23 protein-coding genes and 1 tRNA gene are annotated in these 22837 nt (G+C 67.6%); 12 read left to right on the top strand and 12 right to left on the bottom strand.

The features are described from left to right. Positions 1-93 precede the first annotated feature (93 nt). Complete coding sequence (locus tag ACYU7G_RS14955; protein WP_461109195.1) at positions 94-462, top strand: FKBP-type peptidyl-prolyl cis-trans isomerase; 369 nt, start codon at positions 94-96, stop codon at positions 460-462. A 34-nt stretch (positions 463-496) separates the two neighbouring features. Here ACYU7G_RS14955 and smpB read toward each other — a convergent pair whose 3' ends face one another. The 5 genes from smpB to prfB form a co-directional block, all read right to left on the bottom strand. Next, on the bottom strand, positions 497-973 hold the full coding sequence (smpB, locus tag ACYU7G_RS14950; RefSeq protein ID WP_461109193.1) for an SsrA-binding protein SmpB: 477 nt from the start codon (positions 971-973) through the stop codon (positions 497-499). A gap of 22 nt (positions 974-995) precedes the next feature. Further along, positions 996-2423, bottom strand: coding sequence for a M23 family metallopeptidase (locus ACYU7G_RS14945; protein WP_461109190.1), 1428 nt, complete (start codon positions 2421-2423; stop codon positions 996-998). Between the two features lie 22 nt (positions 2424-2445). Continuing rightward, positions 2446-3348, bottom strand: coding sequence for a permease-like cell division protein FtsX (gene ftsX / locus ACYU7G_RS14940; RefSeq protein ID WP_461109188.1), 903 nt, complete (start codon positions 3346-3348; stop codon positions 2446-2448). 17 nt (positions 3349-3365) lie between these two features. Further along, the gene (gene ftsE / locus ACYU7G_RS14935; RefSeq protein WP_461109186.1) at positions 3366-4052 is read right to left on the bottom strand and encodes a cell division ATP-binding protein FtsE; all 687 of its coding nucleotides are present in this window, start codon (positions 4050-4052) and stop codon (positions 3366-3368) included. Positions 4053-4156: 104 nt separating this feature from the next. Next, positions 4157-5275, bottom strand: a complete 1119-nt coding sequence (gene prfB, locus ACYU7G_RS14930; RefSeq protein WP_461109184.1) for a peptide chain release factor 2 — start codon at positions 5273-5275, stop codon at positions 4157-4159. A 20-nt stretch (positions 5276-5295) separates the two neighbouring features. Between prfB and ACYU7G_RS14925 the strand changes: the two genes are divergently transcribed. Further along, a complete protein-coding gene (locus ACYU7G_RS14925; RefSeq protein WP_461109182.1) occupies positions 5296-5763 on the top strand; it encodes a GatB/YqeY domain-containing protein in 468 nt (155 codons plus the stop codon). Between the two features lie 107 nt (positions 5764-5870). Next, positions 5871-6680 (top strand): hypothetical protein, encoded by an 810-nt coding sequence (locus tag ACYU7G_RS14920; protein ID WP_461109180.1) that lies wholly within the window; start codon positions 5871-5873, stop codon positions 6678-6680. Positions 6681-6753: 73 nt separating this feature from the next. Here the strand turns inward: ACYU7G_RS14920 and ACYU7G_RS14915 are convergent, their stop codons facing one another. Further along, positions 6754-7548: a hypothetical protein gene (locus ACYU7G_RS14915; RefSeq protein WP_461109178.1), complete on the bottom strand. Its 795-nt coding sequence runs from the start codon at positions 7546-7548 to the stop codon at positions 6754-6756. A 169-nt stretch (positions 7549-7717) separates the two neighbouring features. Here ACYU7G_RS14915 and ACYU7G_RS14910 point away from each other — a divergent pair. Continuing rightward, positions 7718-7791, top strand: a tRNA-Val gene (locus ACYU7G_RS14910). Positions 7792-7827: 36 nt separating this feature from the next. On the opposite strand, the gene ACYU7G_RS14905 is transcribed toward ACYU7G_RS14910, so the two are convergent. Then, a complete protein-coding gene (locus ACYU7G_RS14905) occupies positions 7828-8784 on the bottom strand; it encodes an NAD(P)/FAD-dependent oxidoreductase (RefSeq protein WP_461109175.1) in 957 nt (318 codons plus the stop codon). Positions 8785-8870: 86 nt separating this feature from the next. On the opposite strand from ACYU7G_RS14905, the gene ACYU7G_RS14900 reads away from it, so the two are divergent. Then, positions 8871-9461 (top strand): helix-turn-helix domain-containing protein, encoded by a 591-nt coding sequence (locus ACYU7G_RS14900; protein WP_461109173.1) that lies wholly within the window; start codon positions 8871-8873, stop codon positions 9459-9461. Here ACYU7G_RS14900 and ACYU7G_RS14895 read toward each other — a convergent pair. Both ACYU7G_RS14895 and ACYU7G_RS14890 read right to left on the bottom strand, forming a co-directional pair. Further along, the gene (locus ACYU7G_RS14895; RefSeq protein WP_461109171.1) at positions 9458-10627 is read right to left on the bottom strand and encodes an NAD(P)/FAD-dependent oxidoreductase; all 1170 of its coding nucleotides are present in this window, start codon (positions 10625-10627) and stop codon (positions 9458-9460) included. The genes ACYU7G_RS14900 and ACYU7G_RS14895 overlap by 4 nt on opposite strands. Before the next feature lie 94 nt (positions 10628-10721). Beyond that, complete coding sequence (locus ACYU7G_RS14890) at positions 10722-11132, bottom strand: hypothetical protein (RefSeq protein ID WP_461109169.1); 411 nt, start codon at positions 11130-11132, stop codon at positions 10722-10724. On the opposite strand from ACYU7G_RS14890, the gene ACYU7G_RS14885 reads away from it, so the two are divergent. Together ACYU7G_RS14885 and ACYU7G_RS14880 are read left to right on the top strand one after the other, a co-directional pair. Continuing rightward, a complete protein-coding gene (locus ACYU7G_RS14885) occupies positions 11113-11586 on the top strand; it encodes a hypothetical protein (protein WP_461109167.1) in 474 nt (157 codons plus the stop codon). The genes ACYU7G_RS14890 and ACYU7G_RS14885 overlap by 20 nt on opposite strands. A gap of 43 nt (positions 11587-11629) precedes the next feature. Beyond that, positions 11630-12622: a lactonase family protein gene (locus tag ACYU7G_RS14880; protein WP_461109165.1), complete on the top strand. Its 993-nt coding sequence runs from the start codon at positions 11630-11632 to the stop codon at positions 12620-12622. Here ACYU7G_RS14880 and ACYU7G_RS14875 read toward each other — a convergent pair. The 3 genes from ACYU7G_RS14875 to aceE form a co-directional block, all read right to left on the bottom strand. Further along, positions 12619-14826, bottom strand: a complete 2208-nt coding sequence (locus ACYU7G_RS14875; protein WP_461109163.1) for a 6-phosphofructokinase — start codon at positions 14824-14826, stop codon at positions 12619-12621. The two genes, ACYU7G_RS14880 and ACYU7G_RS14875, sit on opposite strands and share 4 nt — an antisense overlap. A gap of 33 nt (positions 14827-14859) precedes the next feature. After that, positions 14860-15273, bottom strand: coding sequence for a DUF3052 domain-containing protein (locus ACYU7G_RS14870; RefSeq protein WP_461109161.1), 414 nt, complete (start codon positions 15271-15273; stop codon positions 14860-14862). A 79-nt stretch (positions 15274-15352) separates the two neighbouring features. Further along, positions 15353-18109, bottom strand: a complete 2757-nt coding sequence (gene aceE, locus ACYU7G_RS14865) for a pyruvate dehydrogenase (acetyl-transferring), homodimeric type (protein ID WP_461109159.1) — start codon at positions 18107-18109, stop codon at positions 15353-15355. A 237-nt stretch (positions 18110-18346) separates the two neighbouring features. Between aceE and ACYU7G_RS14860 the strand changes: the two genes are divergently transcribed. From ACYU7G_RS14860 to ACYU7G_RS14840, 5 genes are read left to right on the top strand one after another with little or no spacing between them, the layout of a single operon-like run. Continuing rightward, complete coding sequence (locus tag ACYU7G_RS14860) at positions 18347-19714, top strand: ABC transporter substrate-binding protein (RefSeq protein ID WP_461109156.1); 1368 nt, start codon at positions 18347-18349, stop codon at positions 19712-19714. A gap of 25 nt (positions 19715-19739) precedes the next feature. After that, entirely contained in the window at positions 19740-20714 is a 975-nt protein-coding gene (locus ACYU7G_RS14855) for a carbohydrate ABC transporter permease (RefSeq protein ID WP_461109154.1), read from the top strand. Beyond that, complete coding sequence (locus ACYU7G_RS14850; protein WP_461109152.1) at positions 20711-21637, top strand: carbohydrate ABC transporter permease; 927 nt, start codon at positions 20711-20713, stop codon at positions 21635-21637. Before ACYU7G_RS14855 ends, ACYU7G_RS14850 begins: the two co-directional genes overlap by 4 nt. Beyond that, complete coding sequence (locus ACYU7G_RS14845; protein WP_461109150.1) at positions 21638-22234, top strand: GNAT family N-acetyltransferase; 597 nt, start codon at positions 21638-21640, stop codon at positions 22232-22234. After that, positions 22231-22836, top strand: coding sequence for a DUF4870 domain-containing protein (locus ACYU7G_RS14840; protein WP_461109147.1), 606 nt, complete (start codon positions 22231-22233; stop codon positions 22834-22836). The genes ACYU7G_RS14845 and ACYU7G_RS14840 overlap by 4 nt, the downstream gene beginning before the upstream one ends. Position 22837: the final 1 nt, after the last annotated feature.

Here is a 22837-nt window from a genome sequence, read left to right as displayed (position 1 = left end):
GGGACAGCCCTGAGCGCCCCCGGAACCCGGAATCCTCCCGGAAGCCGACCCGGTCTGGACCCTGCACCCACCCTTGGGACTAGGGTTGCGAACATGACAGACAAGCCAATCATTGAGATCCCCGACGAGAACCCTCCGACGGAGCTCGTCATCGACGACCTGACCGTGGGTGAGGGTGCCGAGGTCACGCCCGGGGACCTGGCCGACGTGCACTACGTCGGGGTCGCCTGGAGCAACGGTCGGGAGTTCGACAGCTCCTGGGGACGCGGCCCGCTGCAGTTCCGCCCCGGCACTGGCCAGGTCATCCGCGGCTGGGACGAGGGCCTGATCGGGATGAAGGTCGGCGGCCGCCGCAAGCTGACCATCCCGGCACACCTCGCCTACGGGGACCGCGGCGCCGCCGGCGTGATCGCACCGGGCGAGACGCTGGTGTTCGTGTGCGACCTGGTCGCCGTCAACTGATCCCTGCCAACCTCTGACCGCCTGCCCCGCTGCCTCAGCGGCGCAGGCGGTTTCTCGTTGCCAGGGCACGCTGGGCCTCGCGGTCCGCGTCGCGCTTGGCGATGGTCTGGCGCTTGTCCCAGTCCTTCTTGCCGGTGGCCACGGCGATCTCCACCTTGGCGTAGCCGTCGGAGAAGAACAGCGACAGGGGCACGATGGTGCGCCCCGAGTCCCCCACGGACTTGGCGAGCTTCTCGATCTCCTTGCGGTGCAGGAGGAGCTTGCGCGTGCGGCGGGTGGCGTGGTTGGTCCACGTCCCGAAGGCGTACTCCGGGATGTGGGCGTTGCGCAGCCAGACCTCGCCGTCGTCGATGGTGGCGTAGGCCTCCTGCAGGCTGGCACGACCCTGGCGGAGGCTCTTGACCTCGGTTCCGGTCAGCACCAGGCCGGCCTCGTACACGTCACCGATGTGGTAGTCGTGCCGGGCCTTCTTGTTCTGCGCAATCAGCTTGCGTCCGGTCTCCCTGGGCATCTGACAATCATGCCACAGGGGCTCAGCCGAACCACTTCGACATCGGGTTGGTCACCGAACCGTTCTCCCACACCATCAGGTGCAGGTGGCAGCCGGTCGAGTAGCCGGTGGTGCCGACGTAGCCGATGACCTGTCCCCTGCTCACCCGCTGGCCGACGCTGACGATGTACTTGGTGGCGTGGTTGTAGCCGGTGGTCACGTAGGCGCCGTTGATGCGGCCGTGGTCGATCATGAGCCGGTTGCCGTAGCCGGCGTTGTAGTAGCGCTCCGCGACGGTGCCGTCGGCGGCGGCCTTGATCGGGGTGCCGCAGGCTGCCGCGAAGTCCGTGCCGTCGTGGAGCTTGCGGTACCCGAGCACGGGGTGCAGGCGCATGCCGTAGCGGGAGCTGAGGCGCCCGTTCACGGGCATCAGGAAGCCGTTGGAGCTGGGTGCAGCCGCCGCCTGCTGGGCCGCTGCCTTGGCTGCGGCAGCCTTCTCGGCCGCTGCCCGGTTGGCCGCAGCCTTGTCCGCTGCGGCCTTGTTCGCTGCCGCCTGCCGTGCGGCCGCCTCCCTGGCGGCCGCCTCCCGGGCGGCCTTCTCGGCTGCGGCCTTGCGGGCGGCCTCCTCGCGGGCGATGCGTTCGGCGATCCGACGGTCGACGTCGGCGGCCTCGGCCTCGAGCTCGGCCTGGCGGGCCTGCTCCGCCTCCAGCTCGTTCTCCGCGGCGGCGCGGGCCTGGTCACGTGCGGCAACCTTGTCCTCGACGTCGGCGCGCAGCTGCTCGGCGCGTTCCTCCTTGGCCTCGGTGTCGGCGAGCTGTCGAGCAGCCTCCTCGCGTGCCTCCTGCGCAGCGGCGCGGGCCTCGTCGGCAGCCACCTTGGCGGCATCCAGGGTGAACCTGCGCTCCTGCAGCTCGTCGAGCTCGAGCGCGGAGGAGGTCAGCAGTGTCTCTCCCAGCTGGGCACGCTGGTTGAGGTCCGCCATCGAGACGTCGGTGAGCAGCAGCGCGAAGTCGACCAGCGGACCGCTCTGCTGGGTGATGACGGTCAGTTCCTCGGTGGTGCGCGCGTCGACGGAGTCGAAGGCAGCCTGGGCGGCGGCCACGTCGGCCTCGGCCTGCTTCACCTTGTGCTCGGCGTCGGCGAGTTCCTCGGCACGGCGCTCGTCCAGGGCACGCGCCTTCTCGGTGGCCTCCTCGGCCTCCTTGAGCGCCGCCTCGGCCTGCACCAGTTCGGCCTCTGCGGCCTCCAGCGCGGCGACGGCGTCGTGCACGGCGGCGGAGGCGCCGTCGACGGAGGACTTGGCCTGGGCGATCTCGGTCTTGAGTTCGTCGCGGCGGTCGTCGAGCTCGTCAGCTCCGGCGCTGACTGCACCCATGCTCACCACCAGGGCGAGCACCAACGCGGCGACTGCGGCGCGGACGGTTGCTCTGCGGTGGTTCTCGGGCTGAGGGGGAAGGTCCCGATTCACGATGTTGACTCCTTGCGGCTTCCTAGATGCGGAGGTACTTCCTGGTTGCCAGCAGCGTGGGAATGATCGCGAGTGCGATTCCCACGGCAGCCATGGCAAGAATGGCAGTTGTGACGTGGGACCAGTCAATCCAAGGTAAAGCTTGGATTGAGGTCTTGGCGTTGGTCTCGATGACGAAGTAATACCCGATTGCCAGCGTCGCACCGGCGACGATGATGCCGATCAGGCCGGCGATCAGGCTCTCCAACAGGAACGGCAGGACGATGTAGAAATTCGATGCGCCCACGAGGCGCATGATTCCGATTTCCCGGCGCCTGGTGAATGCCGCCATCCGAATGGTGTTCGCGATCTGCAGCGACGCTGCGAGCAGCAACAGGACACTCATTCCGATGGTGGCCCACTGCAGCGCGTTCAGCCAGTTGAACATCGGGTCCAGGATTCGGTGCAGGTCCTGCACGTTCTGGACGCCCTGCAGGCCCTGGGCCTCGCTGACGACGCCGGAGTAGTTCTCGGGGTTCTCGAGCTTGATCCGGAAGGAGTCCTGCATCTGGTCCACCGTCCGGGAGCCCAGGATGGGCGAGTCCGCGAAGACCCGCTGGAACTCCTCGAAGGCCTCCTCCTTGGACTCGTAGAACACCTCGGCCACCTCGGGGTTCGCCTCGAGGGTCTGGCGGATGGACTCGCGCTGGGCCTCGGTGGTGCCCTTGCCCTCCTCGCACATCCCGCCCTGGGTGTGTTCGGTGCACAGGAACACGGAGATCTCGATCTTGTCGTACCAGCGCCCCTTGACGAGGTCGACCTCCATGGAGGTCAGCAGGCCGGCACCGAACAGTGACAGCGAGACGGCCATGGTGACCACCACCGCGATGGTCATGGCGAGGTTCCGCTTCAGACCGGACCAGGTCTCACGAAGTGTGTGTCGCATTTGTTCCTTCTCCCTGATCAGGCGGTGCCGTAGACGCCCTTGGTCTGGTCGCGCACAAGTTCTCCTTGGCGCAGTTCCAGGACCCTGCGACGCATCTGGTCCACGATCGAGGAGTCGTGGGTGGCCATGATCACAGTGGTGTCGGTCCGGTTGATCCGGTCGAGCAGTTTCATGATGCCGACGGAGGTCTCGGGATCGAGGTTTCCGGTGGGCTCGTCGGCGATGAGGATCTTCGGGCGGTTGACGAATGCGCGGGCAATTGCGACGCGCTGTTGTTCGCCGCCGGAGAGTTCTTCGTTCTGCCGGTTCTCCTTGCCGGCGAGACCGACCAGTTCGAGGGTTTCGGGGACGATCTTCTTGATGACCCGCTGCGGTTTCCCGATCACCTGCAGGGCGAAGGCAACATTCTCGAAAACGGTCTTTCCCGGCAGGAGGCGGAAGTCCTGGAACACCGTGCCGATCTGGCGGCGCAGCGCCGGCACCTTCCACTGGTTCATGGTGGTGAGGTTCTTGCCGGCGACGTAGAGGGTGCCCTTCGTCGGACGGTACTCGCGCAGGATCAGGCGCAGGAAGGTGGACTTGCCCGACCCGGACTGGCCGACGAGGAACACGAACTCGCCCTTGCCGATCTCCAGGTTGATGTTACGAAGCGCAGCCCGGTCCTGACCCGGGTAGAACTTCGTGACGTCTTCGAACGTGATCAATGCCAGACTCCGACCGTTGGGGAAGATTCTGAGGAATTCTCAGATGGTCACTGGTGAGTCTAGGGGCAGGGCCACCGAAGCGCCCGCGCAACACGCCGGGGCCGCTACTCGGCCGCCGCGGTCTCCGACTGCTTGCGCCACCGGATCCCGGCGTCGATGAAGCCGTCGATCTCGCCGTCGAAGACGGATTCGGGGTTGCCCACCTCGTGTTCGGTGCGCAGGTCCTTGACCATCTGGTACGGGTTCATCACGTAGGACCGCATCTGCGCGCCCCACGAGTTGCCGCCGTCGCCCTTGAGCGCATTCATCTCCTGCTCGCGGTCCTGGCGCGCCTTCTCCAGCAGACGGGACTGCAGCACCCGCAGGGCCGCCGCCTTGTTCTGGATCTGGGACTTCTCGTTCTGGCAGCTCACGACGATGCCCGTGGGCAGGTGGGTGATGCGCACGGCCGAGTCGGTGGTGTTGACCGACTGTCCGCCGGGGCCGGACGAGCGGAAGACGTCGACGCGGATGTCTGCCTCGGGGATGTCGACGTGGTCGGTCTCCTCCGTCACCGGGAGCACCTCGACTCCGGCGAAGGAGGTCTGGCGGCGGCCCTGGTTGTCGAACGGGGAGATCCGGACCAGCCGGTGCGTGCCCTGCTCGACGGAGAGGGTGCCGTAGGCGTAGGGGGCCTTGACTGCGAAGGTGACCGACTTCAGGCCGGCCTCTTCGGCGTAGGAGGTGTCGTAGATCTCGACGCCGTAGCCGTGGCGCTCGGCCCAGCGCAGGTACATGCGCATCAGCTTCTCCGTGAAGTCTGCGGCGTCGACGCCGCCGGCCTCGGCACGGATCGTGATCAGGGCGTCGCGCGGGTCGTAGTCGCCCGACAGCAGGGTGCGAACCTCGAGGGCCTCGATCTCCGTCGCCAGACGGTGCAACTCCCCCGCAACCTCCTCGTGGACCGCGGCGTCGCCCTCCTCGTCGGCGAGTTCGAGCATCACGCCGGCATCGTCCAGTCGGGACCGCAGGCCGTCCAACCGGTCCACCTCGGACTGCTTGGCGGACAGTTGGGAGGTGACGCGCTGGGCGTTGTCCTGGTCGTCCCACAGGTCCGGCGCCGCGACCTCCTGCTCGAGTCCTGCGATCTCCGCACGGAGTTTCGGCAGGTCGGCCACCGCCTCGATGGAAGTCAGGGACTTGTCGAGGTCGGCGATGGTTTGGGTGAGATCTTCAGCTGCCACAATGTGACATCCTACCAACCATGGGAGCTTCCAAGGAACGACTGAGGGCCGATCTGGCCACCGCAATGCGAGCGAAGGACACCGTGGCGAAGACCACCATCCGGTCGCTGCTCGCCGCCATCTCCAACGAAGAGGTGGCTGGTGACGAGCCGCGCGCCCTCTCGGACGCCGAGGAGATCAAGGTCATCACCCGGGAGCAGCGCAAGCGGAAGGACTCGGCGGAGACCTACGCAGAGGCAGGCCGCCCGGAACTCGCCGAGCAGGAGAACCTCGAGGCCGAGTTCATCGCCGCCTACCTGCCCCAGCCCCTGACTGCAGACGAGCTCCAGGCGCTGGTCGACGGCGAGGTCCAGGCCGTGCGGGACGCGGGTGAGACGCCGTCGATGAAGCAGATGGGGGCCGTCGTGAAGGCCGTCAACGCGAAGGCCGCGGGGCGGGCCGACGGCGGCACGGTGGCCGGGCTGGTGAAGAAGGCGCTCTCCGCCTGAGCCGAACGACAACCCTAAAGCTGAGGTTTCGATCCTTGGCCGGGGAGGTGACCGGGTGCCTAGAGTGCGCCTAAACCTGAAAAGTCACCAACCCCCCGGAGTTCAAAGTGCGCGGCTCTTCCCGATTCATCCGCATCCTCCTGGTCCTGGCGGTGGGCATCGCCTGGACCCTGTCCGTCACCCCTGGCCAGGCCTCTGCCGAGACCAAGAAGGCATCCTCGCCCACGCAGGTCTACACCCAGACCGGCGTGTGGGCCTACAACGGCCGCACCTGGGTGACCAACTGCACGCCCTACTCGACCGTCGTCGACCGTTGCGAGACGAAGATCTGGGGCACGCTGGTCACCTATGCCGCGGGCAAGTTCACCCAGAAGAACCAGTGGGTGTTCAACAACCTGACCTACAAGAAGAGCCCGCGTTCGGCCTGGGAGCCGGGCAACCCGCTCGTGACCCCCGGCGAGCACACGATCAGCGGCCGCAAGTGGAAGACCGAGTGCAACACCGCCTGGACCGGTCAGGGCGCTTGCCGCAGCCAGATCTGGGCGACGGTGGCCGGCCTGAAGGACGGCAAGTACCAGAACATGAACATGTGGGTGTTCAACAACATCGTCCAGCTCGAGCAGATCAAGTGCGCCATCAGCGAGGCCACGCTCAAGGCAGACATCAAGGAGCCGGCGGTCATCACGTTCTGCCTGCAATCCAAGGTGGACTCCAAGTGGCTCGCCCTCCAGTACCCGGTACAGGACTCAAACGGCGCCTGGTTCGATTCCACGGTGTTCTACCTCAAGAAGTCCGGAGGCTGGTCCAAGGAAGCCGATGGCACCAGGCTGAGCGGCGCACCGCTGTGCGACTTCTACGAGAAGGCCGGGGTCCCGCATGACCTCGCCGACACCGTCAGCTACTGCCACTCCGGCTAGACCGGGGCACGTGAGACGAGCCAGAGCACTTCGCTCCGGCTCGTTTCGCATCCGTCGTCCCGGAAGCTTCTGGTCAGGCGTCGCCCCACCAGTCGTCGCCGCTGGGGCGTGGGCCGTGGCCGGCAGCCGTGAGTACGGCAACCGCGGCCTCGACCTCCGCGGGGATGTCGACGTGGGCCAGCCAGCCCTTGCCCCTGGGTCCGTGGCCCGTGGCGTCGTCCCTCAACCGGGAGACCTCCCCCAGCAGCATCGACACGTAGCGTTCCAGGGGCCAGATTCCCTGGACGTCCTGGTCGTAGGCAAGGGCACCGTCGCGGACGACGACGCGGACCCGGTAGGCCGCGTAGTCGACGATGGTGGCGTCGGGCTGGTGCAGTTGCAGCACCGCATGCATCCGACGCTGCAGAGTGGCGTCCTGGACCAGCAGGTAGCTGTGGTGCTGCTCACCGTTGCGCTCCAGCAGTTCGAGGGTCTTGGTGACGTTCTCCCCGATGTTGGACGACTCCCGCTCCAGGAAGTCCGCTGACATCATGTGGACGTCATTGAGCAGGTACGCGTAGATCTCCGCCTCGCTCTTGTCCTCCAGGTCCCAGCCGTCCAGCATCTCCGCTGCTGCGGCCCGCAGCGACGGCGTGGTGTGGCCCTGGCCCCCGACGAGAACGGAGCGCTCGCAGGCGCCGTCGGAGAGCAACTGGGCCAGCACCTCGAGACCCGCCACCGGCGTACCGCCGAAGAACAGCAGGACGTCCGCTCGTGGTAGCCCCGTGACTCGTCGGAACTCGGCCCGAGTTGGTTCGGCGAGGTCCCGGACACCACAGAAATCTCCCAAGGTGTTGATGGCATCCGCGATCCGATCCAGCTCGGACATGTCCACTCCTTGACGACGAGGCCTCCAGGTCCAGCGCACGGTGGCCACGGACCCCGAGCGCCGCGACACAGACGATACGCCTCCCGCCCATGGAGATTCCCGGGGATGACGCGCCGCCGACGGACACGGTTCGCGCAAGGGCGGTTGCTTTGCGACAATGGTGGGCGCCGGGCGCATAGCTCAGTTGGTTAGAGCGTCTGCCTTACAAGCAGGATGTCGGGGGTTCGAGTCCCTCTGCGCCCACCTCGGCGAGTCACCGGTGTTGCACCGCTCGTGATTTCAGGCCACAGCGCCACCCTCTTCGTATGCCGCGACGGCCTCGGCGGTCTCGACGTTGACCAGGTGGAAGTTGATCTGGGCGGCAACGCGGGTGCCCTGCGCTGCAGCGGCACCCACCTGGGCCGACAGGTCCCCGGCGTTGCCAGCCACCCACACCCCGGGCACCGAGGTGCGTCCCAGCTCGTCAGCCTCGACCAAGGAACCCATCGGGTTGGCGACGACCGCCAGGCCGAGTTCGGCGAAGGGTCCGGAGTTGGCCACCATCTGGCTGGCCACCACCACCGCATCGGTCTCGATGCGACGACCGTCGGACATCATGACCGCCCTCAGTGTGTCGTCGGTGACCTCGAGTTCTGCAACCTCGCCCTCGACCAGCTCCACCCCTCGGGCGCGGAGCTTCGTGACGTCCTCTTCCGGAATCTCGAGGTGGCGCACGAACAGCCGCAGGTCCGGGCTCCACTGCCGGAACAGCAGCGCCTGGTGCACCGACATCGGGCCGGTGCCGATCACACCGATGCGGCGGTCCCGCACCTCCCAGCCGTGGCAGTAGGGGCAGTGCAGGACGTCGCGGCCCCAGCGCTCCCCCAGCCCCGGGATGTCCATGAGCTGGTCGGTCAGACCGGTGGCCACCAGCAGCTGCCGCGCCCGCAGCCGTGACCCGTCAGCCAACTCGAGTACGAAACCGACGGGATCTGCGGCGGCTCGCATCACCTCGCCGTCGACGATGCGGCCACCGTAGCCACGTACTTCGTCCCGGCCCCGCGCGAGCAGCTCCAGCGGGTTGGTTCCTTCGAGCCCGAGGAGCCCGTGCACCCCATCCGCCGGCGCGTTGCGCGGCCGACCACCGTCGACCACCACCACATTGCGCCTTGCCCTGGCCAGCGTCAGTGCCGCGGCCAGGCCGGCGGCACCTCCTCCGACCACCGCGACGTCGACCAGCTCGTTGTCCAGTTCCATGACCACTCCTTCCGTTGCATTGGCTTCGATACTGCGCCCAGCGCGAATCGCATGCAAGCCTTGTTGCCGAATGGCAAACTGGCTGCATGGAAGAACTCGGTGCGACCCTCGACGCCGTAGGTCCACGGCTGCAGAAGTTCCGGCTGGAACGGCAGGTCACACTCGCCGAGCTGGCCGAGCAGACGGGCATCTCGACGAGCACTCTCTCGAGGCTCGAGGCGGGTCTGCGGCGTCCGACGCTGGAGCAGTTGCTGCCGCTGGCAAGGGCATACGGACTCACCCTCGACGAACTCGTCGACGCGCCGCCCACGGGAGATCCACGCGTCAACCTGAGGCCGCTCAAGGGTTGGGGCGGCTCCACGATCCTGCCGCTGACGCGCCGGGCCGGCGGCATCCAGGCCTACAAGTTCATCCTGCCCCCGGGCGACGACAACGAACGGCCGGAACTGCGCACCCACGGAGGCTATGACTGGGTCTACGTCCTGGACGGCACGCTGCGGCTACTGCTGGGCGAACACGACCTGCGCCTGAAGCCGGGCGAGGCCGCAGAGTTCGACACCCGCACCCCGCACTGGTTCGGAGCCACCGGCGAAGGGCCGGTGGAGTACCTCAGCCTCGTCGGCAAGCACGGTGAGCGAGCCCACGTCCGCGCCTCGCAGCGGCCCGCGCGCTCCTAGATCCCCTCAGGCAGCGAACCGCCCACGGTCTCGCGGAGGGCGCCGATCGCGTCCCAGTCGTTGAGGTGCATGGCAGCAATGACGATGTCGTCCTTGACCCAGTAGGCCCGCAGACCGTCGGCCGCCTCGCCCGTCGTGACGACGCGGTCGTAGCCATCGGGTCCGACGTGGCCGACGTACTCCATTCCCCAGTCGTACTGGTCGGTGAAGAAGTACGGCTCGGTATCGTACGGGGCATCGTCTCCGAGCATGGCACGCGCAGCGTGGCGCCCTTGGTTGATGGCGACGTCCCAGTGCTCCACCCGCACCCGGCCCAGGCGCGGGTGGTCATGGTTGGCGATGTCGCCCGCCGCCCAGACGTGCGGGTCGCTGGTGCGCAGTCCGGCGTCGACCAGCACCCCGTTGTCCACGTCCAGACCCGCCGCCTCCGCGAGGGCGACGTCAGGGATCACCCCCACGCCCACCACCACGAGGTCCGGCCGAACCTCGTGCCCGTCGGAGAGTCGGACGTGCGTGGCGTCGTCGGAGTGGGAGATCTCGGAGACCTGGGCCCCCATCCGCAGGTCCACGCCGTGGTCCCGGTGCAGCCCCGCGAACACCTCGCCGAGTTCGGCACCCATGACCTTCTCCAACGGCACCGCGGCCGGGTCCACGACAGTGACCTCGGCACCGACCTGCCGAGCGGCCGCGGCCACCTCCAGCCCGATCCACCCGGCCCCCACCACCAGCACCTGGCCCCTCAGCCGCTCCTTCAACTCCCGGGAGTCCTCGATGGTGCGCAGGTAGCAGCCGGGCGCGCCGGACTCGTCGACGGCGCGCAGGTGGCGCGGCTGGGAGCCAGTGGCCAGCAGCAGCCTGTCGTAGGAGACCTCACGTGAGCCCACCCGCACCGTCCGCGCTGCGAGGTCGACGGCGCTCGCTGCGGCACCGACGACCAGTTCCACGTCGTGCTCGGAGAACCAGGGCTCGTCGTGCACGAAGACACTCTCGGGCGGGTCATTGCCCAGCAGGACCCCCTTCGAAAGCGGCGGCCGCTCGTACGGCAGGTGGTCCTCGGCCGCGATGAGCGTGATCGCGCCCCCGTAGCCCCGCTCACGCAGTTCCTCCGCGGCGTTGACCCCTGCCAGGCCACCACCAACGATGACGATCTTCTCCGGAGCGTTCACATGTCCTCCTCGACTGCTCACGTAGGCCCGTGCCGCAACCGTAGCGCCGATGCCCTGCGGGTACGCTCGGTATCAGTAAGACGGAGTTGGGGAGTTAGGAGCGGGCCATCAGCACGAAGCCTCGCCGCGCCCTCGTCGAGCCCGAGGAGCCGCAAGCACGCTCCCGGATCCCCGCCGTCCTCATCACAACCACGTTGGTCTCAGCGCTCGCCGTCGGCGGCGCGTACCTCGCCTTCGGGCCACGTTCGACCACCACGCAGCCGACGCCGCCGGCCACCGCCCTCGCGACGAGCCCGTCGCCGTCCGAGGCCAGTACGGCACCGAAGCCCGCCGAGAGCACCGAACCGGCCGCACCCTCGTCCCCGCCTGCCTCCGACAGTGCGCCGCTGCCAAGCCCGAACCCGACGAGCACACCGCCCGACGACTCACCCCAGCCCCCTCCCGACCCCGAGGAGGAGCCTGCCGAGACAGCCCTGCCGGCTGGGGTGGTCGAACTGAACGACACCTCCTTCACCGCCGCCGACGGCTGGGTCATCTACGGCGACGACCTGGTGGAGGGCGACCGACGGGTGGTGCGCCTGAGCGACCCGGGGTCGGATGCCCGCCTGCAGGCGTTGACGCTGGTGCAGGATCCCGACCTGACCGCGTCCTGCGAGGCGCTCGTCGCGGCCCAGAAGGGACAGTTCGCGATCACGAGCGAACAACTCGCCCGCCCCGTGGGCGTCCCGGCCGCGGAGGGTTCGGGCGTCAGTTGCGGGTTCGCAGGGGTTCGCTCGAGCGACGGCCTCGCCAACACGGTCTCGTTCACCCTGCTCCGCCGAGCAACCGACTCGCACGTGTTGATGCTCCGCACCACCATCCCGGACTCGATCGGGGTCGGCGACCAGCCGCGGCGGGACCTGACCCGAATGAGCTGCTCGGCCAGCACGAACTTCGGAGTCGGCCTCCCGCTGTGCTGAGAGGCTGGGCCGGGCGGTGGGCAGCCCAGTAGGCTCTGGAGGCATGAACTCCTTGGTCCTTGTCGCGAACGCAGCCGAAGGCACGATCTCCACGCTCTCACTCCAAGGCGAGACACTCTCCGAACTGGTGGTGTCCACCGTCGCGGACGGGTGCAGCGCCTTCGTCGTGGACCGCGCCCGGGACCTCGTCCACGTCGCCGCCGCCCACGCCGTGGTCACGATGCGCCTGGACCGTACCAGCGGCGCCCTGTCCGAGGTGTCCCGCCGCGACGACGCCGGGCAGATGGTCTCCCTGGACCTCGCCCACGACGGCACCGTGCTGGTTGGGGCGTCCTACAACGCCGGCTACACGACGGCGTGGAACGTGGCCGACGGCGTCCTCGGTGAGCCCGTGGCCCGCTTCGACCACGCGAACGCGCACTGTGCCTTCGTCGACGGCGACGTGGTCTACGTGGCCTCCCTCGGCGACGACCTCGTGGCCCAGTACCGGGTCTCCCGCGACGCGGTCCTGACACCGCTGGTGCCGGCGACGGTGGCCGGACCGGAGGGCAGCGGCCCGCGGCACGTCACCGTCGCAGGCGCCAACGCCTACCTGGTGACCGAGTTCTCCGCCGAGGCCATCCGCTTCGACGTCGCCGCCGGCGGCACCCTCACCACCGCCGAGTCCGTCCGCTTCGACGACCCGGCGGCCGAGCTGAAGCACAGCCGCTTCGGTGCCGACCCCCTCGCAGGCCACCTGCGCTGGGGCGCCGACGTCCACGTCGCAGGCAACTACCTCCTGTGCTCGGAGCGCACCGCCTCCACCATCACCTCGATCGCCCTCGACGCGGACGGTCGCCTCCGCGAGGTGGCGGCCATCACCCCGGTCCCGACGCAGCCCCGCGGCTTCGGCGTCTCCGACGACGGCACCCTCGTGGTGGCAGTCGGCGAGCGGTCCCCCGACGCGGTGCTGTTCCGCGTCGCCGACGACGGTTCACTGTTGGAACTGGACCGGGCAGGCGTCGGCGGCAAGGCCCGCTGGGTGCGCTTCGTCTAGTCCTGGCCGGGGCGGCGGCTGAGTCTCTCGAAGACCGGCCGCAGCTCCATCCACCACTGTTCCCGGGGACGATGGTTGTCCCAGTCCATGGCGTCGGTGATGTCGCGCAGCGGCGCGAAGAATCCCGGTGCGTGGGCCGAGGCCGCCCAGTAGCCCGTCTCCCCCGCCTGCAGTTGCCGGTCCAGCCGATGCACGGCGCTCCAGGCCAGCCGGGTGGCGTTGATCCGGTCGAAGGGTGAGGGCGCTCCGCCCTGCTGGACGTGGCCCACGACGTTCGCGCGGACGGTGAAGCTGCCATCACCCTCGGCGTCGAAGAGCCGACGCAGGACGTCGGTGGTGTAGTGCTCGCTGGCGTTCTCCCCCATGACCGCGAGGTAGAAGTTGCGCCCCGACTGGAACGAGTCCACCAGTGCGGCGATGTCCTCCTCAAGGCCCGCCAGGTTGATGCCCAGCTCGGGCAGGTAGGCCTTCTCCGCACCGGCGGCGATGCTGCCCATCAGGGGCAGGAAGCCGCAGCCCCGCCCCATCGTCTCGACGATGAACGCCCGGCGGGAGGCGGAGGCGGACATGCGCACCATGTCGATGGCGCCCACCACCGTGTTCAGGGCCGTGTCCGCGCCGACGGCCATCGGCCAGCCGGGCAGGTTGTTGTCGATGCTCGCAGGAACCACTGTGATAGGGATGTCGAAGGCCGGGTAGCGACGCTTCTCCCGCTCCAGCAGGTCGACGGTGGCGTAGGCGTGGTAGCCGCCCACCACCATCAGCGCGTCGATGCGCTGCTCCTCGATCCGCCGGGCGATCGTGTAGAGGTCCGCGTCCGTCGGGATGTAGCGGCGGGTGCCCAGGTCGGCGCCCCCAGTGTGGGCCATGCCCTCCACGTCGCCCCAGGCCAGCTCTCGGAAGTTGCCCTCCAGCAGGCCGGGCACGCCACCCTCGACCGCCACCATCGAATAGCCCAGGTCGATGCCCGTGCGCACGGCCACCCGCACCAGCGGGTTCATCCCGGGCGCCAGCGCGCCGGAGTGCATGATGGCGATCCGCCGGGAGCCTGCCGCGTCGACGACGGTCGGCCTGGCCTCGGTGACGGTGCGGTAGATGTCGATCATCGTCTCGAACCCCTGGCCGCGGGCGCTGATGGCGGCCGGGTAGTCACCAAGGGCGATGTGGTCGGCGACGGCGTGCGTGTCGGAGACCGCTTCCACGAGCGGGACCGCCCGCACCCGGTCCCGGTGGACGCCCACCAGTACAGGTTCGGAGCCGTCGGCGGCGGCAAGAACCTGCCGAACCGCCTCGACGCCGCAGACCGTGGCCATCCACCGGTCGTAGGCGCTGGGCACGCCGCCGCGCTGCACGTGGCCGAGAATGGTGATCCTCGCCTCCTCGCCGGCACGCTCGGCCAACACGTCACTGATCAACTGCGCGGTGATCGCGTTGCCGTGGGTGTCCGAAGCGCCCTCGGCGACGATGATGATGGAGTCGCGCCGGCCGGCAGCGCGACCGTTGTGCAGGACCTCCACCATCTGGTCCTCCCAGCCCTCCGGCGGGGGCGACTCCGGCAGGAAGGTGTAGTCCGCGCCGCTGGCGATGGCGCTCATCAGGGCCAGGTAGCCGCAACGGCGTCCCATGACCTCGACGATGAACGTGCGCTGGTGGGACTCAGCGGTGGAGCTGATGGCGTCGACGGCGTCGGTGATGCGGTGCAGTGCGGAATCGGTGCCGATCGTCATGTCGGTGCCGACCATGTCGTTGTCGATGCTGCCGACGAGCCCGGCGACGTGCAGGGCGGGGTGCGCGTCGGCCAGCGCCCGGGTGATCTCGCCGGCCTCGACGAGTTCATCGAGCAGCCCACCCCAGCCGAGGCTGAGCTCGCGGGTGCCGGTGAGGGAGCCGTCGCCGCCGATGATGATGAGACGGTCGATGCCGCGCTCCACCAGGTTGCGCACGGCCCGCCGCTGCCCCTGGCGTTCCTTGAACTCCGAGGAGCGGGCGGTGCCGATGACGGTGCCGCCCTTGTTGAGGATCCCGGAGACGTCGCTCCATCCCAGGGCGACGATGTGGTCACCCCCGGCGAGGGCACCCTGCCAGCCCTCGCGGATGGCGAAAACCTCCGCCCCGCTGTGGATGGCTGCGCGTGTGATGGCACGCACGGCTGCGTTCATCCCGGGTGCGTCACCGCCAGAGGTCAGGACTCCGATGCGCGGCATGGCGCTCCTATTGGTGTTGTGGTGGATCCGGGGTCAGGACCGACGGGCGCCCTTCGGGCGTACCATCCGGTGCGCCTGCCAGTCTGCACTGACGTTCGCCGAACGGGTCAGCTGCAGACCTGCCGTGGTGGCGCCCTCGGAGATGGCCGCAGGCTCGATGAACTGCGGCCTTCCCACCTTGGGCGTCAGCAACCAGATGTAGCCGTCGTCGGCGAGGTCGGTACCGGCGTCAACCAGCCCGTCCACGACGTCACCGTCGTCCTCGCGCCACCACAGGATCACCACGTCGACGGCCTCGACCGCATCCTCGATCATGTCGGCGTCGATGATGTCCATGATGTCGTCGCGCAGTTCCGCGTCGACATCCTCGTCCCACCCGAGCTCCTGGACAACCATCCCAGGTTCAAGTCCGAGCGGGTCGGCTCCGTCATGGTCAGCCGTGCTCACCGTACGTTCCCTTCACAGATAGGTACCACGTGGACAAGCCTGCCAGATGTTGGTCCGGTGGTGCACCTCGGGGTTGAGATCAGGCATCCCCTCCGGCGTTGCCGGAGGTTCCGGCCGTGACGTCGTCCAGCTTGTACTTCACGGCGGCGTCCGTGGCCCACTCCTGCGGGACCTCACCCTGGCGGGCCAGGCGCTGCAGCACGGCGACGGCGATGGAGGGGCCGTCGATGTGGAAGTAGCGACGGGCGGCCGCGCGGGTGTCCGAGAATCCGAAGCCGTCGGCGCCGAGCGCGGTGTAGTCGCGCGGGACCCACTGGCGGATCTGGTCGGGCACGGCCCGCATGTAGTCCGAGACGGCGACGACGGGTCCGTCGGTGCCTGCGAGCTTGCTCTCCACCCAGGTGTCGGCGTGCTCGCCGAACGGATCGGCGTGGATGGCCTCGTCCTTCTCCAGGCCCTCACGACGGAGCTCGCCCCAGGAGGTGACGCTCCACACGTCTGCGACGACGCCGTAGTCCTGCTTGAGCAGTTCCTGGGCCTCGAGGGCCCACGGCACGGCGACGCCGGACGCGAGGATCTGTGCGCGGCGCGCGTCCTCCCCGACGCCCTCGAAGGAGCCGGGCTGCAGCAGGTACATGCCTCGCAGGATGCCCTCGACGTCAACTCCCTCGGGCTCGGCCGGCTGCACCAGCGGCTCGTTGTAGACCGTCAGGTAGTAGATGATGTCCTCGGGCGTCTCCCCGTACATGCGCTGGAGGCCGTCCTTGACGATGTGGGCGATCTCGTAGCTGTAGGCCGGGTCGTAGGACACCACCGCAGTGTTGGTGGAGGCGATGATCGGCGAGTGACCGTCCATGTGCTGGGTGCCCTCACCGGTGAGCGTGGTGCGTCCCGCCGTGGCGCCGATGAGGAAGCCACGGGCCAGCTGGTCAGCGGCCGCCCAGATGAAGTCGGCGGTGCGCTGGAAGCCGAACATCGAGTAGAAGATGTAGATCGGTACCATCGGCACACCGTGGGTGGCGTACGACGTTCCGGCGGCGGTGAACGCGGCCACCGAGCCGGCCTCGTTGATGCCGGTGTGCTGGATCTGGCCGTTCTTGGCCTCCCGGTAGCTCAGGAACAGCTCGTTGTCGACGGGCGTGTAGTTCTGGCCGTGCGGGTTGTAGATCTTGATCGTCGGGAAGAACGCGTCCATGCCGAAGGTGCGGGCCTCGTCGGGGATGATCGGCACGACGTGGGGCGCGAACTCCTTGTCCCGCATGAGGTCCTTCAGCAGTCGGACGAACGCCATGGTGGTGGCGATCTCCTGGTTGCCGGAGCCCTTGCGCACCGAGGCGTAGGTCTTCTCAGACGGCAGTGAGATGAACTTGCGGTCCCCGCGTCGCTCCGGCAGGTAGCCGCCCAGTTCGCGACGGCGCTCCTGCAGGTACTGGATCCGGGGATCGTCGTCGGCGGGCTTGACGTACGGCGGGCGGTACGGATCCGCCTCCAGGACCTTGTCGTCGACGGGCATGTCGAGACGGTCACGGAACGTCTTCAGGTCATCGAGGGCGAGCTTCTTCATCTGGTGCGTGGCATTGCGGCCGGCGAAGTGCTTGCCCAGGAAGTAGCCCTTGATGGTGTGGGCGAGGATGACGGTGGGGGCGCCGGTGAACTCGGTGGCGGCCTTGTAGGCGGAGTAGACCTTCTGGTAGTCGTGGCCGCCGCGAGACAGCCGCCAGATCTCCTCGTCGCTCCAGTCCTTCACCATGGCCGCGGTGCGGGGGTCACGTCCGAAGAAGTGCTTGCGAACGTAGGCCCCGTCGTTGGCTCGGAAGGTCTGGTAGTCGCCATCGCTGGTGGAGTTCATGACGTTGAGCAGGGCGCCGTCGGTGTCGTTGGCGAGCAGCGGGTCCCAGCCGCGCCCCCAGACCACCTTGATGACGTTCCAGCCGGCACCACGGAACTGGGCCTCCAGCTCCTGCATGATCTTGCCGTTGCCGCGGACCGGTCCGTCGAGGCGCTGCAGGTTGCAGTTGACCACGAAGGTGAGGTTGTCGAGCTCCTCGTTGGCGGCAACCTGCAGGAAGCCGCGAGACTCCGGCTCGTCCATCTCGCCGTCGCCGAGGAAGGCCCAGACGTGCTGGTCTGAGGTGTCCTTGATGCCGCGGTTGTGCAGGTAGCGGTTGAACTGGGCCTGGTAGATCGCGTTCATGGGGCCGATGCCCATGGACACAGTCGGGAACTCCCAGAAGTCCGGCATCTGCCGCGGGTGGGGATAGGACGGCAGCGCGCGGAGTTCACCGTCGACGTAGTGGCTGTGCTCCTGGCGGAAACCGTCCAGGTCCGCCTCCTCGAGGCGGCCCTCGAGGAAGGCGCGGGCGTACATGCCGGGCGAGGCGTGGCCCTGGAAGAAGATCTGGTCCCCGCCACCGGGGTGGTCCTTGCCGCGGAAGAAGTGGTTCATGCCCACCTCGTACAGCGTCGCCGAGGAGGCGTAGGAGGCGATGTGACCCCCGACGCCGATACCGGGCCGCTGGGCACGGTGGACCGTGATGGCGGCGTTCCAGCGCAGCAGGCGCCGGATCTTGCGCTCGAGGTCCTCGTCGCCCGGGAAGTTGGGCTCCTCCGAGGCGGGAATGGTGTTGACGTAGTCAGTGCCAGTCAGCGAGGGGACGCCGATGTGACGTTCGCGCGCCCGCTCGAGGAGCTTGAGCATCACGTAACGGGCCCGGTTCTGCCCGCCGTGCTCGATGACGCCGTCGAGGGACTCCAACCATTCGGAAGTCTCGTCAGGATCGGTGTCGGGAAGATTGGTGGGGAGCCCGTTGAGGATCGGCCCGGCCTCTTCAGTCACGTGAGTCCTCTCGTTGTTCGACTACGCACACCGTTCGCGCACGCTAGACACATCCAAACTTAGCGCCACCCACGGTGTGCCAACACCTTCGTACCAAGAACACCCTCTCCAGCCCTGCAAATTTGCAGAGACTTTGTTACAGGATCGTGACCACGTTGGGCCGTTTCATCCCTTGCCAGAGACCCTCCAAGAGGGCTTGCATGGGATCCAACAAGTTTTTTCAGGAAGGGGACAAAGATGTTCAACAAGAAGAACCGACTCGCTGCCTCGGCAGTTGCGGGTCTCTCGCTGCTGCTGGTGGCCGCCTGCAGCGGAGATGCTGATCCGGGTGGCGAGGGGACCACCGTCGGAGGAGACACCGACTGCGCCGCCTTCGAGACCTACGGCGACCTCTCCGGCACCGAGATCAGCGTCTACACCTCGATCGTCAGCCCGGAGGACCAGCCCCACATCGATTCGTACAAGAAGTTCGAGGAGTGCACCGGAGCCACGGTGAACTACGAGGGGTCCCGTGAGTTCGAGGCCCAGCTCCCCGTCAAGATCGAGTCCGGCTCCCCCCCGGACATCGCCTACATCCCTCAGCCGGGCCTGCTCGCCACTCTCGTGGACCGGTTCCCCGACGCGGTGGTGCCGGTCTCCGAGGCCGCCGAGGCCAACGTCGACGAGTTCTTCAACGAAGCGTGGAAGGGCTACGGCACCGTCGACGGCACCTACTACGCAGTCCCCGTGGGTGCCAACGCGAAGTCCTTCGTCTGGTACTCCCCGTCGGCCTTCGCCGACAATGGTTATGAGATCCCCGAGACCTGGGATGATCTCATCGCCCTCAGCGACCAGATCATCGCAGACCACCCTGACGTGAAGCCTTGGTGCGCAGGCATCGAGTCCGGTGGCGCCACCGGCTGGCCGGCCACCGACTGGCTCGAAGACATGATGCTGCGGACAGTGACCCCTGAGGAGTACGACCAGTGGGTCAGCGGGGACCTCCCGTTCAACGACCCGAAGGTGCTCGAGGCCCTGGACATGGCCGGCACCATCCTGAAGAACGAGGACTACGTCAACGGCGGCCTCGGCAACGTCGCGAGCATCGCCACCACGCCCTTCGGCGAGGCCGGCCTGCCCATCCTCGACGGCAACTGCTTCCTGCACCGCCAGGCCTCGTTCTACCAGGCGAACTGGCCGGAGGGCACCACCGTGGCCGAGGATGGCGACGTGTTCGCCTTCTACCTCCCGGGCCGTACCACCGACACCCTTCCGATGCTGGGCGGCGGCGAGTTCGCCACCGCGTTCAGCGATCGTCCTGAGGTCGCCGCCTTCCAGGCCTACCTGACCTCGCCCGAGTGGTCGAACGAGAAGGCACTGGTCTCCACCCCCGGCTGGCTCTCCGCCAACAAGGAACTGGACCCCGCGAACCTGAAGTCCCCGATCGACCAGCTCGCCTTCCAGCTGCTGACCGATGAGAACACGGTGTTCCGCTTCGACGCATCCGACCTGATGCCCGGCGCAGTCGGCTCCGGCTCCTTCTGGACGGAGATGACCAACTGGATCGCCCTCGACAAGGACGGCCAGGAGGTACTCGACGCCATCGCGGCCAGCTGGCCGAGCTGATCCACCGGAACCGGAACCAAATCCGATGGATTGGTTGCTGAACGCCTCGTCACCCGCCGAGAAGATCGCAGTGATGGTGTTTGCCGTCCTGCTCTTCTCGGCGGTGATGGCGTTGATCCTCTTCGCCTCGGACAAGTTGCCGAAGTGGCTGCCCGCCGTCGGCTTCCTCGCCCCAGCCGTCCTGATGCTCGTGTTCGGCCTGTTGTGGCCGGGCATCAGAACCATCATCGACTCGTTCAACGACGCGGCTGGCCGAGAGGGCGTCGGCTGGGAGAACTACGTCAGGGTACTCACCGAGCCGAGCTTCCAGGTCATCCTCCTCAACACGCTGGCCTGGACCATCCTCGTGCCCCTGCTGTCCACGGTGTTCGGTCTGCTGTACGCCGTCCTGGTGGACCGGACCCGATTCGAGAAGTTCGCCAAGACGTTGATCTTCCTGCCGATGGCCATCTCCATGGTCGGTGCGTCGATCATCTGGAAGTTCATGTACGAGTACAAGCCGGCCAACGTGAACCAGACAGGCCTGTTGAACCAGTTCCTGGTCTGGATGGGCTTCGAACCCCAGCAGTTCCTCCTGAACCCGCCGTGGAACACGTTCTTCCTGATCCTGATCATGATCTGGATCCAGACCGGCTTCGCCATGACGATCCTGTCCGCCTCCATCAAGGCGATTCCCGACGAGATCGTCGAGGCCGCGTCGATCGACGGTGCCACTGGGTTGCGGACGTTCTTCAACGTGACGATCCCATCGATCAGACCCGCTCTGATTGTCGTGCTAACAACGATCGCGATGGCCACCCTGAAGGTCTTCGACATCGTGCGCACGGCCACTGGTGGCCAGTTCCAGACCTCCGTCGTGGCAAACGAGTTCTACACGCAGAAGTTCACCCAGGGAAACAACGGGATCGCAGCCACGCTGGCCGTGATCATGTTCATCCTGGTCATCCCGATCGTGATCTACAACGTGCGCCAGATGCGGATTTCGGAGGGTGAACGATGAGCGACGACACCATCACCACTGCCAAGGCACTGGATGAGACGACCCGCAAGCTGACACGCGCAGAGAAGCGGGCCATCGAGGCCAAGAACAAGCTCTCGTCGCCATGGGCGTCCGCGTTGGCCCTCGTGCTCGCGCTGCTGTGGACCATCCCGTCGCTGGGGTTGTTCATCACGTCCTTCCGGCCCGAGGACTCGATCCGCCGCACCGGCTGGTGGACCTGGTTCACGAACCCGGAACTGACGCTGGACAACTACGAGACCACCATGTTCGGCTCCAGCACAGACCTGAGCACGTTCTTCCTGAACTCGTTCGTGATCACGATCCCGGCGGTGGTCATCCCGATCACCTTGGCGCTGGTAGCGGCTTACGCGTTCGCCTGGATCGAGTTCCCGGGGCGCGACATCCTGTTCGTGGCCGTGTTCGCACTCCAGGTGGTCCCCATCCAGGTGACCTTGGTCCCACTGCTGACCACCTACGTCAACTGGGGGCTGGCCGGCTCGTTCTGGACGGTCTGGTTGTCCCACTCGATCTTCGCGCTGCCCCTGGCGATCTTCCTCCTGCACAACTTCATGAAGGAGATCCCGCGCTCGCTGATCGAGGCGGCCCGAGTCGACGGTGCGGGCCACGTCCGCATCTTCTTCCGGGTGCTGCTCCCGCTGCTGGTGCCCGCCATCGCGTCCTTCGGCATCTTCCAGTTCCTGTGGGTCTGGAACGACCTCCTGGTCTCGCTGACGTTCGCCGGTGGCAGCAAGGACGTCGCCCCACTGACGGTGCGTGTGGCGGAACTGGCTGGTTCGCGGGGGTCGTCATGGCACCTGCTCAGCGCCGGTGCGTTCATCTCCATGGTGGTCCCGGTCATCGTGTTCCTCGCACTGCAGCGGTTCTTCGTGCGCGGCATGCTGGCGGGTTCCGTCAAGGGCTGAATGGATCTCGTCATCCGTCGGGCACGTCCCGATGAGTGGCAACAGGCGCGTCGCCTGCGTCTCGAGATGCTGGGCGACGCGCCCGAGGCCTTCTCCGACCGCCTTGCCGAAGCGCAGCTCTGGGACGACGACCGCTGGCGCGCCAGGCTCACGTCCGCAGTGTGGGAGGACTCGGTCCTCGTGGTGGCCGTTGGCCCCGACGGGAACTGGCGCGGCCAGATGGGGGCCCGCGAGTACCTGAGCCACGAGCCTGCAAGGATCTGGCTCCTCGAGGTCTTCGTCTCCCCCGGCTTTCGCTCACACGGCGTCGCCGAGCAGCTGCTGGCGGCCGTCGAGGACTGGGTGCGGGGGCGGGGCCACGAGCGGCTGTTCCTGGACGTCCACGAGCACGCCACAGCGGCCCGCCGGTTCTACGCCCGGTCCGGGTTCAGCGAGACCGGGGGGACGCAGCCGTACCCGAACAACCCGGCCCAGCGGGAACTTGAAATGGTCAAGGACCTGTCCCGGATCGGTGGCACCCTCGGGGATCGCCCCGGGTCAGCTCAGGGGGATGCCCAATGTTGTTGCGGCGCTCCGAAGGGAACCATGGATGCATGAGCCCCTCGACCAACCTCCGCGTTTCGGACCAGGAACGCAACGCCGCCATAACAGCCATCCAGGCCGCCTATGCCGACGGGCGCCTCGACGAACCCAACCTCGAACGCCGTCTGGAGCTCGCCCTCGACGCACGGACGCGCCTCGAGCTGAACCAGTGCCTCGAGGGCCTCGGCAGCACCCGACTCCAGTCACCGTTCGCCCCGGCTACGCCGCCCGTCATCCACCCCGGCTTCACCGACTCCTCCACGGTGTCCCGCAGCCATGGTGAAGGGACCGTCGCCGGACTCACGCACCTGTCCGCCCTGCCCTTCGGGCCGTTCGGCCCCGGGGCCGTCTGGTTGTTCTCCGGCGAGGGCACTGCAGTCAAGCGCGAGGCTGCCAAGGCACTGAACTTCCAGGTGATCGCCTGGGTCCTCGGTGCAGTGCTCGGCATCGCAGCGGGCATCTTCCACCTCGGTTTCCTCGCTGGCATCTGGGGCATCACCTGGTTCGTGCTCACCGTCGTCTCCGGCGTGAAGGCTTGGCAGGGCGAGGACTGGGAGAACCCGGTCACCACGATCGTCGACAAGCGTCTCGTGCACGAGGGCCCGCGGCGCCGCTGAC

The organism is Tessaracoccus terricola (assembly GCF_054776555.1).
This window is presented reverse-complemented; position numbering and strand designations above follow the sequence as displayed.

Excerpts from the sequence above, each read along its gene's own strand:
- ACYU7G_RS14955 (WP_461109195.1), top strand. The coding sequence starts at position 94 with ATGACAGACAAGCCAATCATTGAGATCCCCGACGAGAACCCTCCGACG.
- smpB (WP_461109193.1), bottom strand. The coding sequence starts at position 973 with ATGCCCAGGGAGACCGGACGCAAGCTGATTGCGCAGAACAAGAAGGCC.
- ftsX (WP_461109188.1), bottom strand. The coding sequence starts at position 3,348 with ATGCGACACACACTTCGTGAGACCTGGTCCGGTCTGAAGCGGAACCTC.
- ACYU7G_RS14925 (WP_461109182.1), top strand. The coding sequence starts at position 5,296 with ATGGGAGCTTCCAAGGAACGACTGAGGGCCGATCTGGCCACCGCAATG.
- ACYU7G_RS14915 (WP_461109178.1), bottom strand. The coding sequence starts at position 7,548 with ATGTCCGAGCTGGATCGGATCGCGGATGCCATCAACACCTTGGGAGAT.
- ACYU7G_RS14905 (WP_461109175.1), bottom strand. The coding sequence starts at position 8,784 with ATGGAACTGGACAACGAGCTGGTCGACGTCGCGGTGGTCGGAGGAGGT.
- ACYU7G_RS14900 (WP_461109173.1), top strand. The coding sequence starts at position 8,871 with ATGGAAGAACTCGGTGCGACCCTCGACGCCGTAGGTCCACGGCTGCAG.
- ACYU7G_RS14880 (WP_461109165.1), top strand. The coding sequence starts at position 11,630 with ATGAACTCCTTGGTCCTTGTCGCGAACGCAGCCGAAGGCACGATCTCC.
- ACYU7G_RS14875 (WP_461109163.1), bottom strand. The coding sequence starts at position 14,826 with ATGCCGCGCATCGGAGTCCTGACCTCTGGCGGTGACGCACCCGGGATG.
- ACYU7G_RS14860 (WP_461109156.1), top strand. The coding sequence starts at position 18,347 with ATGTTCAACAAGAAGAACCGACTCGCTGCCTCGGCAGTTGCGGGTCTC.
- ACYU7G_RS14855 (WP_461109154.1), top strand. The coding sequence starts at position 19,740 with ATGGATTGGTTGCTGAACGCCTCGTCACCCGCCGAGAAGATCGCAGTG.
- ACYU7G_RS14850 (WP_461109152.1), top strand. The coding sequence starts at position 20,711 with ATGAGCGACGACACCATCACCACTGCCAAGGCACTGGATGAGACGACC.
- ACYU7G_RS14845 (WP_461109150.1), top strand. The coding sequence starts at position 21,638 with ATGGATCTCGTCATCCGTCGGGCACGTCCCGATGAGTGGCAACAGGCG.
- ACYU7G_RS14840 (WP_461109147.1), top strand. The coding sequence starts at position 22,231 with ATGAGCCCCTCGACCAACCTCCGCGTTTCGGACCAGGAACGCAACGCC.